This is a genomic window from Streptomyces sp. NPDC042638, assembly GCF_040647235.1.
GTDB classification, from domain to species: Bacteria; Actinomycetota; Actinomycetes; order Streptomycetales; family Streptomycetaceae; genus Streptomyces; species Streptomyces rameus.
Genome location: NZ_JBEZBT010000104.1, coordinates 1 through 12217 on the forward strand (window position 1 = coordinate 1; position 12217 = coordinate 12217).

Below are 12217 nucleotides of genomic sequence, written 5' to 3' on the forward strand. Positions count from 1 at the left end.
CCAGATCCAGTACCGCAGCAACCTCATCAACGGATGTCTCACCGAAACCGGACTCGCGTTGACGACATCACGGCAACAACGTCAGTAACGTACCCGGCCTCCCCGCGCTCGTCGGCGAGAATCTCGCGCATCCGCTGCCACACCCGCTCGGACACTGCGAGCTCGTCCCGCTCGGCCCGCACCTCCGCCAACTGCTTGGCCAGCTGCTCCTCAAGACCGTCCAGCTCCGCACGTCGGGCGGTGATCCGCTCCAGCACCTCGGGGTCCATCATGCGCCGGAGCGTACGAGTGGCCCCCTCGACGACGGGCGAGAGACCGTAGAACCGCCCCTGCCAGACGATCTACATCCCAGACTGCCGCCCCCGACCAGCACGAGCACGCAATCAGCGACTCATACCAGCCCTGTGACCAGCGACTTCAAGACGGCGGACCGTCATTGGTGCCGCCCCTGAACAACTGACTTCACCACTCGGGTGCCGGCTCAGCTTCTGTGGTGAGGGCACCCTGAGTAATGAGGTGGGCGGACGGACCCGGCCGGTGAATTTCCGGGCCACGAGTGGAGCTTGGCCTCGCAGGTCGCAGCGGCCGTGGTACAGGTCGGCGTGGCGGGCGGAGCGGGTTCGGGGGCGTGGGGGTCAGGCGCGGGGCAGCAGCAGGCGGGACAGGGTGGTGGTGGCGACGAGGAGGGCGGCGACGGTGAGGAGGGCGATGCGCATGCCCGGCAGGGAGAAGTCTGCGTGGGGGCCGGAGAGCAGGCTGCCGAAGAGGGCGACGGCGAGCGCACCGCCGGTCTGACGGAAGGAGTTGAGCAGGCCTGAGGCGGTCCCTGCGCGCTCTCCTGGGACGGCATCCATCAGCAGTGCGGTCAGCGCGGGTACCACCAGTGCCCCGCCCATGCTCAGCGGCAGCAGCAGGACCAGCACCAGCCACACGGGGGTGTGCGCGGCCAGCGGCAGCATCGCCAGCATCGCTGCGGTGAAGATCAGCTGGCCGGCGACGATCACCGGTCGCCGCCCGATGCGCTCCGCCAGTCGGGGTGAGACCAGGTTGGTCGCCGTCACCACCGCTGACATGGGGACGAACATCAGCCCGGCTGTGATCCCCGACATCCCGCGCAACTGCTGGTAGTAGAGGCCGAGGAGGAAGATGCCACCGTAGAAGGCCGCGTTGACGGCGAATCCGACCGCCAGCGGGACGCTCACCCGGCGGTCCGTCAGCATGTTGAGGGGGACCATGGGCTGGCGGTGCCGGGCCTCCACCGTGCGGAAGGCCCATCCGGAAGCGAGGGCGAGGGCGGCGGCGGCCAGGACGGGGCCGCTGGTCCAGCCCAGGTGGCCGCCCTCGATCACGGCGAAGGCCAGTCCGGCCAGGGCCAGTACGGCGGTGAGCTGACCGGCGCCGTCCACCGCGGCGGGCCTGCGCGCGGAGCGTGGCACCCGGACCAGCAGGCCGAGGATCACCGCGCCCACGGGGAGGTTGAGCAGGAACACCGCCCGCCAGCCGACCGTCTCGGTGAGCAGGCCGCCCAGCACGGGGCCTGCGGCCATCGCCAGTGAACCACCCACCGTCCACAGGGCGATGGCGCGGGCACGTGCCCGGGCTTCGTCGTACGCTTGCCGGATCAGAGCCAGCGAGGCCGGCATCACGATCGCGGCGGCGCCGCCTTGCGCCACCCGCGCGCCGACCAGTGTGCCGATGCCGGGTGCCAGTGCGCAGCCGAGGGAGGCGAGGGTGAACAGGGCCACGCCCCAGGCGTAGGCGCGGCGGGCGCCCGCACGGTCGGCGAGGGCGCCGGCGGAGAGCATCAGGGCGGCGAACATCAGGGTGTAGGCGTCCACCACCCATTGCAGTCCGGTGATGTCGGCGGTGAGGGAGTTGCCTATCGCGGGCAGGGCGATGTTCACGGCCGAGACGTCGATGGTGATCACGGTGAAGCCGAGCAGCGAAGCCACCAGCGCGGCGGCGCCGCGGCGCGGCACGGTGGGGGCGTCGGCGGGCGGTGCAGCTGGTCGCAGCCGGTGTGGGTGTCGTCGTAGGAGTGTGGACGGTGACGGCTGCTGACGGTGTTCGCGGGCGGGCGCGGTGGAGGGGGGCGTGGAAGAGACAGGGGTGGATCGCAAGGCGGGCTCCAGGGGCAGGGGGGTGAGTGGATGGCTGATGGTCGAAGGGCGGGCGGCTCCGGCCCGTCGGGGTCGCGGTCCTGTGCCTCGCACTCCCTGGGCCCCGGCGGCCGGGCCGCCCGCTGCGGGAACAACTGTGCGCCCTTGGACGGCTGCTCGGCAGACCGGGCTGTTCCCGGGGTGCGGTGTTCCAGGTCCTGACAGGGCCCCCCACCTTCCCGGTGCGCCTGCCATAATGGGTCGAATGGCAGCAGCAGACGCACGGGGCTCCGAGCTCGGCAGATATCTGAAGGCCCGTAGGGCGCAGGTCCGTCCGGAGGATGTCGGCCTTCCGGTCGGCGCGGGACTGCGCCGTACTCCCGGACTGCGCAGGGAAGAGTTGGCCGCGCTGGCCGGAGTGAGCGTCGACTACTACATCCGCCTGGAGCGGGGCCGGGAGACGAACCCCTCCCCCGCCGTCGTGGACGCCCTGGGTCGCGCCCTGCGCCTGCGCGGTGACGCTCATGAACGCCTGCATGAGCTGGCGGAGTTGGCCTCCGGCCGGGTCGGTGAGCTGCCCGCCTCCTCCGATCACACCGTTCGTGACTCGGTGCTGCGGATGCTGGAGTCGGTGCGTCCGCTGCCTGCCTATGTGGTGAGCCGCTACAACCGTCTACTGGCCGCCAACCCGCCGGGCCGGCGGCTGCTGCCCGGGCTGTGGGACTGGCCGGAGGACCAGCGCAATCTGACCCGCTATCTCTTCCTCCACCCCGTCGGCCGGACGCTCTACCAGCCGTGGGAGGAGACGGTCGCGCTTTCGGTGGCGCATCTGCGGGCGGTCGCCGGAGCCGACCCCGACGACCCCGAGCTGACCGCGCTCGTCGGGGAACTGGTGGTGAAGTCACCGGAGTTCGCGCGGCTCTGGGAGCGGTACGACGTCTGCGAACGCGGCGGCGGGCAGAAGTCCTTCCGGCATCCGAAGGTCGGATCGATGACCCTGACCTACGAGGTCATGCAGCTGGCCCGGACGGGCGGCCAGCGAATGGTGGTCTACCAGGCGGCTCCCGGCACCCCGGACGAGACGGCCATGCTCCGCCTGGACGCTGTGGGCGCCCGGCCCGAGTCGGCGCCGTTGGATCGTCCGGAGCCGGACGCCGAGCCGTGCCCCGCCCCAAGGGTTGCAGCCGCGCACGCCTCCGCCGGCTGACCCTGGGCCGTCACCTTCGCCTCCTCACGCACGTCGGCCCCGGCGAGGGCACGGCGCAGTCACTGTGCTGCTCGAAGGTGCTCGAAGGTGCAGCACAATTGCACGTGGTGTCGTCGGGTCGGCGTCGGAGAGCGCGCTCGCGCGGCACACCGTGGGCGTTATGGGGGTACAGGGGGCTTTCACGGGTACGCGGGTGCGGCGCCCTCCTGCAAGGGTCCGCACGTGTACCCGTTGAAGCAGTGGGAGATGACATGAGGCTGCGCCAGTCGGCTTTGGCACTGTCGCGGTGTTCCACGCAAGTGCTGGCCGGACGGTACCGCCTGGATACGGTCATCGGCTCCGGTGGCGCCGGCGATGTCCACCGCGGCTTCGACCTGCGTCTGAAGCGGGCGGTGGCGGTCAAGGTTTTCCATGTCGGCACCGAGGTCGGCACGGAGGAAGGCTTTCGCAACGAGGCGGTGATCCTGGCCCGGTTGCAGCACCCCGGCCTGGTCACCGTCTACGACGCCGGACGGCACAACGGCCGCGACTATGTGGTCATGGAGCTGATCGAAGGCCCTACCCTCAAGGAGCGTATCGCCGCGCGTCCCCTGGCACCCGGTGAGGCCGCCGCCATCGGTGCGGACCTCGCCCGGGCTCTGGCCCACGCGCACGAGGCGGGGATCGTTCACCGCGACGTCAAGCCCTCGAACATCATCCTGGACATGTCCGGCCGCCCCCACCTGACCGATTTCGGCATCTCCCGGCTGCTGGACTCCACCACCCGCACCGCCACCGGCGTACTCGTCGGTACGGCCGCCTACCTCTCCCCCGAGCAGGTGCTCGGCCAGTCCGTCGGGCCACCCGCCGACGTTTACGCCCTTGGGCTGGTGCTCCTCGAATGCATCACCGGCAGGCTCGAATACGACGGGGGTCCCTTGGAGGCCGCGATCGCGCGGCTCCACCGCCGGCCCGAACTGCCCGGCTTCCTGCCCGAGCGGCTTGCAGCCCTTGTGCGGGACATGACCGCCCTGGAGGTGTCGGCCCGGCCATCGGCGCACGACTGCGCCCGGACACTGATCGCCCTGGCCGACACGAGCGGTCGTCAGGCCGGCTCCGCGGCCGGCGTCACGAGCCTGACGCGCAAGGAAGCACCCGGGAGGGCCGACTTCACGCACCCACGTGCGTTGCACACCGCGGGTGCGGCCCCGGCGCGGACCGCGCCCGGCCGTGGACGCCTCCTGGTCGTCGGCGGAGCAGCCGCGCTGGCCGCCGCTGCCATGGCCGGCACTCTCGCCCTCTCCGACGGCACCGCGCACCAGGCAAACGGCGACAAGACGGCACGGGCCGCCAGTAGTCCCCACCCGGGAGGAGGTTCCCCGGGCGCGTCCGCTCCCGGGGAGAAGGCGACGACTGCGGCTGCGGCGTCCACCACCCGCGATGCCTCGGCCGGACACCCTGCTGCTCCCCCATCACCCTCCAGCGCGGGTGACGCATCGGAGGATCGGGGCGGGAAGCCGAACTTTGCGCAATCGCGCGCCAAGCCGCAGACGCAGGCCCAGGTGCAGGCGCAGGACCAGGCCCAGGCCCAGGCCCAAGTGCAGGCGTACGGCGAACGGGCCCACAAGTCCGGGAAGACGAAGCCGCAGGCGAAGGTCAAGACCAAGCGCAAGACCAAGACCAAGGCTGAGACCAAGAAGAGGAAATAGCTACCCCGTTCGCACGCCTCTGCCTGCTGCTCTCCAAGGGCAGTTCGGGCCGTGGTGGGGCGGCGACGGCTCAGGACTTCAGGTATCTGGGCGTAGGTGTCGCATCTGTTGTTGTCGGGGTCTATTCAGTACCGGCCGCCTGCTGTCGACGGCTACCACAGGCTCACTGGGCCGGCAGTTGCCGTGCTCTGCGGGGGTGGTTGCCCCGGGCGTGCCGTTACTTTTCCACGGTGTAGCGCAGTTGCGCGAAGCCGCCGCCGACGTCGGCGGCCGAGTCCAAGCGCAACGGGACGTCCGTCGGCAGTTCGCCGAAGAGCCGGTGGCCGGCGCCGATCAGGACCGGGGCGACGCTGATGATGAACTGCTGGACACGTCCGGCGCGGATGAAGCTCTGGATCAGGCGTCCGCCGTCGGGGTAGACGTGTTTGATCCCGCGCTTGTCGAGGTCGGCGACCAGGCCGTCCATGTCGCGGTAGACGGTGATGCGCGGGTCGGCGTCCTTGGGGAGGGTGGTGCTCAGGACGCCGACGTGGCGGTCACCGAAGTGCCAGTTCTCCTCGCCGAAGCCGACAACCTTGTCGTAGGTGTTGCGGCCCATGACCACGGCGTCGACCGAGTCGAGGAACTCGAAGAAGCCCAGGTCGCCTGCGCGTTCGCCGCGCCAGGTCAGCCATTCGATGTCGTCGTCCGGGCGGGCGATGTAACCGTCGAGGCTGGTGCCGATGAAGACGGTGGCGGTGAAGGTCACGGGGTTCTCCTGAGCAGGTGGTCGTGGTCGTCGTGGACGAAGGCGGTGGGGTCGGCGTCGCCGCTGGCGTGCCCACCGCTGAAGGGGAGGCCGTCGGTGGTGGGCTGGACGGCGGGCGCAGCGCAGGGCACGGCAGGTCGGTGCCCGGCCGGGGGCTGTCCTTTGCGTCAGCGCCGGTGGGCCGCTCCCCGCGGTGCCGCGTCGAGTCGCGGGGGTGCGCGGCGCCGCGGACGCGGGAGGAGGGGGTCGCGGAGGCCAGGCCGGCCTGGGATGTCGGCGGGCTCCGCCGCCGTCCTCGTCGGTGAGCGGAAGCGTTGGGAGGGCTCAGTAGCCGACGGTGAAGCGTGTGCGGTGGTGTGTGGGGTGTTCTGCCTCGTCCAGTACGGCCACGGCGAGGTCTTCCATGGAGATGGTGGAGTTGCCGTCGGCGTCCACCAGGAGTTCGTCGGTGCCGACCCGGTAGGTGCCGGTGCGTCTGCCCGGTTCCAGGAGGGCGGCCGGGCTGAGGTAGGCCCAGTCGACGTGCCCGTCGGCCTGACAGACCGCCAGTTGCTCGTTGCAGGCCAGGGCGATCGGCCGCCAGTCGGCTGGGAAGTCTGGGTCTTGTACCACCGTGCGTTCCCCCTCCCCCGGCAGGCGCAGGCTCCCGGCGCCTCCGAGCAGGATCAGCCGGACGCCGGTGCGGGAGAGGCCGGCCAGCAAGGCGCGGGCGGTGTCCGGGAGGTCCTGTTCCTGCCCGGGCGCCGGCCGGGTGGCACTGATCACCAGGTCCTGCCCGCTGCTCAGCGCGGCGACGGTGTCGGGGTTCAGGGCGTCCCCGATGACGTGTCGGGCGCCGGGATGGAGGGCCGCGAAGCGGGTCGCGTCCCGGGCGACGGCGGTGACCTGGTGGTTGCGGTCGATGGCTTCGGCGACGATCCGGCTGCCGGCGGCTCCGCCGGCTCCGAAGACGGTGATGCGCATGATGCGGTTCTCCTCAGTGGATTCTGGTCTGGCCGGCCGGGACCGGGGGCGCGGGGCGTGTGGCCGGTGCACGGGACGGGACGGGGCGGGAGGGGTGAAGCTGGGCGAGTGTCACGGCGGCCAGGGTGAGTGCGCCGCCCAGCATCTGCGGCAGGGTGAGCTGTTGTCCCAGGGCGAGCCACCCGAGACTGGCGGCGACCAGGGGGCTGAGCAGGCCGAGGAAGGTGACCTTGGTCGGGGAGAGTGTTCTGATGCCGCGGAACCACAGGGTGTAGGCGAGCGCGGCGCCGATCACGCTCAGGTAGGCGTAGCCGATCAGGTTTCCGGTGCTTAGGGTGGCCGGCGGGGGCCCTTCGACGAACAGGGCCACCGGCAGCAGGAGCAGGCCGCCGGCGACCAGTTGCCATCCGGTGGTCGCCAGCAGCGGAGCCGGGGAGGTCCAGCGCTTGCTGAGGACGACTCCGGTCGCCATGACGACCGCACCGCCGAGGGCGGCGGCGATCCCGAGGGCGTCCAGGCGGGCGTCGGCGCGGAGCACCAGCATGGCGATGCCCGCGATGCCTGTCACGCAGGCCAGCAGGGTCCGTAGGGTCAGACGCTGGCCGAGCAGGGCGGCGGACAGACCCGCCACCAGCAGCGGCTGGACGGACCCGACGGTGGCGGCGACTCCGCCCGGCAGCCGGTAGGCGGCGATGAAGAGCAGGGCGAAGAAGACGCCGATGTTCAACGCGCCCAGGACCGCGGACTTCCACCACCAGTCGCCCCGCGGCAGTCGCCGGGTGATGAGCAGCAGGAGCAGCCCGGCGGGCAGGGCCCGCAGCACCGCGGCCAGCAAGGGCCTGTCCGGTGGCAGGAGTTGGGTGGTGACGAGGTAGGTGGAGCCCCAGATGGCCGGGGCCAGGGCGGTGAGCCAGGTGGCTGTCCGAATGCCCGGTACCGACGGAGGGGCAGGGGTGTTCATGGTCTTCTCCGGGTGTTCATGGTCTTCTCCAGGTCGCGGGAGACAGAAAGGATGGCGCCGGGGGTGGGGAGCCTGAGGGGGCGCAGGCGGGGGTGCCTGTGTGGCGGGGGGCGTGCGTGGGCCCCGGGGCGGGGGCGTGCGCGGGACCGGGGGGCGGCTGCGGGCGTGAGCTGGTTTCCGGCGGGCGTGCGGGGGGGGCGTCCCGGCGGCGGTGCGGGCACGTCAGGTGAAGGCGGCGACCCGGCCGGCGCACGGGTGGCGGCGTCCCGGCGGCGGTGCGGGCACGTCAGGTGAAGGCGGCGACCCGCCCGGCGTGCGGACGGCGGCGTCCCCGCGGCGGTGGGGACACGTCAGGTGAACAGGACGGGCGCAGGCTGCGGGGTGTCAGCCTGCGGCGCGGCTGGCTTCCTCCCAGGAGGCCCAGATCGCTTTGCGGCTGTCGGCGGCCTGCTGGGCGACGTCGTACATGGCGCTGCCGAGGATCAGCCGCAACGGCGGCTCGTCGCTGTCGGCGAGGGCGAGCAGGGCCTTTGCTGCTGCGGCCGGGTCGGCGTCCTCGGCGTCGCCCCACATCTCGGCGAGCGCGGTGTGCAGGGGTTCGTAGGCCGGGTGGGCGGGTTCGGTGCGCATGGACTTGTACAGGCCGGTGGTGTATCCGCCGGGTTCGACGATGCTGACCTTGATGCCGAAGGGTGCGGCCTCCTGGGCGAGTGCCTCGGACATTCCCTCCAGCGCCCACTTGCTCGCGCTGTACAGCCCGGTGGTTGCGAAACCGATGACGCCGCCGATGCTGCTGATCTGTATGAGCCGGCCTCCGCCCTGGCGGCGCAGGTGGGGCAGGACGGCCTGGGTGACCCAGAGCGCGCCGAAGAAGTTGGTTTCCAGCTGGGCGCGGGCGCCGGTCTCGGTGAATTCCTCGACGGTGCCGCTGCACATGATGCCGGCGTTGTTGACGACCACGTCGAGCCGGCCGTGCTCCTGGGCGGCCCGGTCCACGGCGGCGAACACCGCGCTGCGGTCGGTGACGTCGAGGGGCAGGGCGTGAAGTCGTCCGGGGTGCTCGGCGAGGAGCGCGGTGAGCGGCTCGGTCCGGCGGGCCGCCCCGATGACCCGGTCGCCTGCGGCCAGGGCGGCGCGGGTGAGGGCGAGGCCGATGCCGCTGGAGGCGCCGGTGACGAACCAGAGGCGGTCCGAGGTGGTCGTGCGGGTCATTGGATCTCCCAAATGGCCGAGACGACTCGTCTCAAGCCGTGTGCGTGTGCGTGTGCCGGGGCCCCGGCTGTGCCGGGGCCCGTGCGGGCTGCGGTTGCGCTTCGCGTGATGTCCGGTGTGCTCAGCGCGGGTGCCGGGCGCGGACGACGGCGGGCCACGGCCACGGGCGGGCGTCGGCGTGCTGACCGGGGCGGTGATGGCGAACGCCGGCGTAGGAGTGTGTGGCAGGGAGCGCATGTCGTTGTCCTTGGGGCGAAGGCGGTCAACTTGCTTGCGGATCAACCCTGCAACGTGGTGGGGACGTCAACAAGGTGCCATAGTGAAACGCTTGTTTAGCCAGGCTCAATGATCGGGGGAAGAGTGCTGGAGCGGCTGGAATTGGAGGCGTTCTTGACGCTGGCCGAGGAGTTGCACTTCGGCCGGACCGCCGAACGCCTGCACCTGACGACCGGACGGATCAGCCAGACCATCAAGAAGCTGGAACGCCGTGTGGGGACAGCGCTGTTCGAGCGCACCAGCCGTCAGGTCCGCCTCACCGCGGCCGGGCGGCAGCTTCACGACGATCTACTTCCGGCCTGTCGGCAGATCGAGGCCGCGCTGGAGAGAGCGATCAACACCGCGCGGGGTGTCGACAGTGTCCTGCGGGTCGGCTTCGTCGGCGCCGCGTCGGGCCAGCTCGTCTTCGAGACCGCCCAGGTGTACGCCCGGCGCAACCCCGGTTCCCGCGTCCTGCCCAGGGAACTGCAGATCATCGACGCGTTCCCCCGGCTGCGCGAGGGTGACGTGGAGGTGCTGATCGTGTCCCTGCCCCACCGGGAGCCGGGGATGGTCAACGGCCCGGTGCTGTTCAGCGAACCCCGGATGCTCGCGGTGTCCTCCCGTCACCCCCTGGCCCACCGGAAGGCCGTGACCCTGGAGGATCTCGCCGAGGTCAGGCTTTTGCAGGCGGCCCGGACAGTTCCCGACTACTGGCGCACAGCACGCACACCCCTGCTGACCCCCGCCGGCAAGCCCATCGAACGCGGTCCGGACTTCGGGACCTTCCACGAGGCGCTGCTCCTGATCGGTGCCGGCCAGGGCGCCTTCGTGGTGGGCGCCCAGGCCGTGCGCTACTACTCCCGCTCCGATGTCACCTACATCCCCTTCAGCGACGCACCGCCCCTGGAGTGGATCTCCACCTGGCTCGCCTCCCCCACCACGGCCACCGCAGCCCGCATCCACTCCTTCAACAGGGCGGCCCAGGATGCCGTCACCCGTATCCGCCTCGCCGCCGCCACCGACGCCTCCCCGCTTGACGGTACGGCCCCCTGACGCCGCGCGTCGGACATCACCGAGGTCAGCAGGTATCCGGCATCGGTGACGATGACGATGTCCGGCTCGCCGGGCTGCCACTGGCCCGCTGTGATGAGTCGTTCGACGAGGTCGCGGAGCTGGGCGGCGGGGACTGCGGTGGCGTCGTCGGCGGGCCCGAGGCGGACGGCGTCCAGGATCTGCGTCCAGGACGTGGAGCCCATCTCCAGCGCCGCGACGAACGAGTACGGCCAGCCGGGAATGACCTGGGAGGCGGTCTTCGCACGGCCGTAGACGTGGCAGAACAACCGGTCCCGCGAGCACGGCGCGTTGGTCACGTGCACCTTGGTCGAAGCACATGATCAGATGAAGGCCGCCTCCACGTCCGGCGCTTCCCGCCTTGAGCGATGAAGTTCGAGTGACCATTCGAGAGCGAACCGCTCGAAGCGTAAGCCGAGCCTGATCCGCCACAAGCCGACGGGTTCGCGGATTCTCGAGGTGGAATCGCAGGGAACCGGAGGGAGACTTGGCGCGCACTGGCGGAGTAGCCGACGGGTTCGGGACCAACCTCGGGAGAGCGTTCGTCCGGTCGGGTGTGGGGCAGGTGGGCTGCCGGCCGGGTCGTCGGCCAACTCGATCGCCGAGGTGACGCGCCTGCCCACCGGTTCGCGGTGGACACAGAAGGTCTGGCATACGGCCAGGACGATCTCCAAGCCGTGCTGCCCGACGCGGCCGGGATCCATCGCCCCGATCGCGGGCAGGGTGGCCCTGCTGTCCCACACGCTCACCTCGACGGCGCCCTCGTTTGACCTCCCCTCGACGGCGCCCTCGTTGACCTCCAGGGTCAGCAGACAGAGGTCGAAGCGACTGCACGGACGCTTCTTGCAACAACTAGTTTGTAATGCAAAACTGACTGCGTGACAGACGCATCGGTGCCCTCGCAAGGCACGCCTCATGAAGTCCTCGCCGGTCTCGGTGACCTGACCCGGCGGGTCCGTGCCGCCCAGCGCGGCGCCTGGTTCCCCCTCCTGCTGTTCGGCGTGCTCACGCTGGGCGCAATCGTGGCGAGTCGTCTCACTTTCAGGATCGAATCCGTTCCCTGCCCCGCCGGCGACCCCGCGGCAGGCACCGGATGCACTGCGGTCACGCAGGGCTCGCCGGTCTACTGGCCCGTCGGGCTAGCCCTGGCCTACGCCGCGACGGCGTTCTTCTCCATCCGCCGCTCCCGCAACCGCGGCGTAGGAACTCCGGTCCGGCCCTACATCCTCACCGGGATCGTCCTCGGCGGCCTGGTGACCGCCACCACGCTCTGGGCCGTCCGCCACGGGATGCCGAAGCCCGGCCAGCCGCTCGACCTCTGGGGCCTGCACCTCGACCCCGCCTCAAGGGCGGCGGTGCTCCTCCACCGCATCGTCGGGAACGCCACAACCATCGGGCTACCGCTGCTGGTGCTGTGCTGGGTGGAACGCAGCCGCGCCCTGCTGCTGCTCACCGCCGTGTACCTGGCCATCGATCTGGTGCCGCTCACCGACGGCTGGGCCGGGATCTCCTACACCTCGCCCTGGTCATCCCTGCCCCACTACGGCGTCCAAGGCATCCTCCTCCTGCTCGGCGCCCTCGGCTTCGTCCTGGCCGAGCTGCCCGCTAAGCGCGCCCGCTCATGAGCGAGCAGACCGACCAGCACCCCGTCAACGGCCTGGACGACGTTGTCCATCAGCGCGTCCGCCTCGGCATTCTCACCGTCGCCCACCAGGCCCGCCGTGTCGAGTTCGGCTTCCTGCGGACAACGCTCGGCCTCACCGCCGGAAACCTCAGCCAGCACCTGGCCACCCTGGAGAAGGCCGGACTGATCGACATCGAGAAGGGCTACGAGGGCAAACGCGCCCGCACCTGGCTCTCCCTCACCCCCGCAGGCGCCCAGGCCCTCCGCGACGAAGTGATCCAACTCAAGCGGCTGATCCACCAGATCGAGCAGGGCAGCTCAGACCCACAGCCCTAGGGTTTGTGTGATGTCGTGATCAGTCGGCTGCTTGCAGGAGATCTCCGAGC

At 70.9% G+C, this 12217-nt stretch carries 12 protein-coding genes and 2 pseudogenes; 5 read left to right on the forward strand and 9 right to left on the reverse strand.

The genetic code is table 11. The features are described from left to right. Window positions 1-38 precede the first annotated feature (38 nt). Complete coding sequence (locus tag AB0B40_RS37165; RefSeq protein ID WP_362268014.1) at window positions 39-272, reverse strand: hypothetical protein; 234 nt, start codon at window positions 270-272, stop codon at window positions 39-41. A gap of 363 nt (window positions 273-635) precedes the next feature. Continuing rightward, window positions 636-1979 carry an MFS transporter gene (locus AB0B40_RS37170; RefSeq protein WP_362268016.1) on the reverse strand — a complete coding sequence of 448 codons (1344 nt, stop codon included), beginning with the start codon at window positions 1977-1979 and terminating at the stop codon, window positions 636-638. 385 nt (window positions 1980-2364) lie between these two features. Here AB0B40_RS37170 and AB0B40_RS37175 point away from each other — a divergent pair, with 385 nt between their 5' ends. Next, window positions 2365-3306 carry a helix-turn-helix transcriptional regulator gene (locus AB0B40_RS37175; protein WP_362268019.1) on the forward strand — a complete coding sequence of 314 codons (942 nt, stop codon included), beginning with the start codon at window positions 2365-2367 and terminating at the stop codon, window positions 3304-3306. A 251-nt stretch (window positions 3307-3557) separates the two neighbouring features. Then, window positions 3558-4994: a serine/threonine-protein kinase gene (locus tag AB0B40_RS37180; protein WP_362268022.1), complete on the forward strand. Its 1437-nt coding sequence runs from the start codon at window positions 3558-3560 to the stop codon at window positions 4992-4994. A 217-nt stretch (window positions 4995-5211) separates the two neighbouring features. On the opposite strand, the gene AB0B40_RS37185 is transcribed toward AB0B40_RS37180, so the two are convergent. The 5 genes from AB0B40_RS37185 to AB0B40_RS37205 form a co-directional block, all read right to left on the reverse strand. Beyond that, window positions 5212-5742: a dihydrofolate reductase family protein gene (locus AB0B40_RS37185; RefSeq protein ID WP_362268024.1), complete on the reverse strand. Its 531-nt coding sequence runs from the start codon at window positions 5740-5742 to the stop codon at window positions 5212-5214. Further along, window positions 5739-5873: a hypothetical protein gene (locus AB0B40_RS37190; protein ID WP_345046215.1), complete on the reverse strand. Its 135-nt coding sequence runs from the start codon at window positions 5871-5873 to the stop codon at window positions 5739-5741. The genes AB0B40_RS37185 and AB0B40_RS37190 overlap by 4 nt, the downstream gene beginning before the upstream one ends. 193 nt (window positions 5874-6066) lie before the next feature. Further along, complete coding sequence (locus AB0B40_RS37195; protein ID WP_345046216.1) at window positions 6067-6705, reverse strand: NAD(P)H-binding protein; 639 nt, start codon at window positions 6703-6705, stop codon at window positions 6067-6069. Window positions 6706-6718: 13 nt separating this feature from the next. Beyond that, window positions 6719-7666, reverse strand: a complete 948-nt coding sequence (locus tag AB0B40_RS37200) for an EamA family transporter (RefSeq protein WP_362268027.1) — start codon at window positions 7664-7666, stop codon at window positions 6719-6721. Between the two features lie 384 nt (window positions 7667-8050). Further along, entirely contained in the window at window positions 8051-8878 is an 828-nt protein-coding gene (locus AB0B40_RS37205) for an SDR family NAD(P)-dependent oxidoreductase (RefSeq protein WP_345046218.1), read from the reverse strand. A 345-nt stretch (window positions 8879-9223) separates the two neighbouring features. Here AB0B40_RS37205 and AB0B40_RS37210 point away from each other — a divergent pair, with 345 nt between their 5' ends. After that, complete coding sequence (locus AB0B40_RS37210) at window positions 9224-10189, forward strand: LysR family transcriptional regulator (RefSeq protein WP_362268029.1); 966 nt, start codon at window positions 9224-9226, stop codon at window positions 10187-10189. Window positions 10190-10221: 32 nt separating this feature from the next. Here AB0B40_RS37210 and AB0B40_RS37215 read toward each other — a convergent pair. Beyond that, a pseudogene (locus tag AB0B40_RS37215) lies at window positions 10222-10497 on the reverse strand (transposase); the annotation flags it as partial. Window positions 10498-10779: 282 nt separating this feature from the next. Continuing rightward, window positions 10780-10974 (reverse strand): annotated as a pseudogene (locus AB0B40_RS37220) (ATP-binding protein); the annotation flags it as partial. Window positions 10975-11085: 111 nt separating this feature from the next. Between AB0B40_RS37220 and AB0B40_RS37225 the strand changes: the two are divergent. Next, complete coding sequence (locus tag AB0B40_RS37225) at window positions 11086-11832, forward strand: hypothetical protein (protein ID WP_362268031.1); 747 nt, start codon at window positions 11086-11088, stop codon at window positions 11830-11832. After that, window positions 11829-12167: a transcriptional regulator gene (locus AB0B40_RS37230; RefSeq protein WP_033175369.1), complete on the forward strand. Its 339-nt coding sequence runs from the start codon at window positions 11829-11831 to the stop codon at window positions 12165-12167. The genes AB0B40_RS37225 and AB0B40_RS37230 overlap by 4 nt, the downstream gene beginning before the upstream one ends. Window positions 12168-12217: the final 50 nt, after the last annotated feature.

Coding starts and splice junctions, on each gene's coding strand:
- AB0B40_RS37200 (WP_362268027.1), bottom strand. CDS start 7,666: ATGAACACCCCTGCCCCTCCGTCGGTACCGGGCATTCGGACAGCCACC.
- AB0B40_RS37210 (WP_362268029.1), top strand. CDS start 9,224: ATGATCGGGGGAAGAGTGCTGGAGCGGCTGGAATTGGAGGCGTTCTTG.
- AB0B40_RS37180 (WP_362268022.1), top strand. CDS start 3,558: ATGAGGCTGCGCCAGTCGGCTTTGGCACTGTCGCGGTGTTCCACGCAA.
- AB0B40_RS37175 (WP_362268019.1), top strand. CDS start 2,365: ATGGCAGCAGCAGACGCACGGGGCTCCGAGCTCGGCAGATATCTGAAG.
- AB0B40_RS37230 (WP_033175369.1), top strand. CDS start 11,829: ATGAGCGAGCAGACCGACCAGCACCCCGTCAACGGCCTGGACGACGTT.
- AB0B40_RS37165 (WP_362268014.1), bottom strand. CDS start 272: ATGATGGACCCCGAGGTGCTGGAGCGGATCACCGCCCGACGTGCGGAG.
- AB0B40_RS37205 (WP_345046218.1), bottom strand. CDS start 8,878: ATGACCCGCACGACCACCTCGGACCGCCTCTGGTTCGTCACCGGCGCC.
- AB0B40_RS37195 (WP_345046216.1), bottom strand. CDS start 6,705: ATGCGCATCACCGTCTTCGGAGCCGGCGGAGCCGCCGGCAGCCGGATC.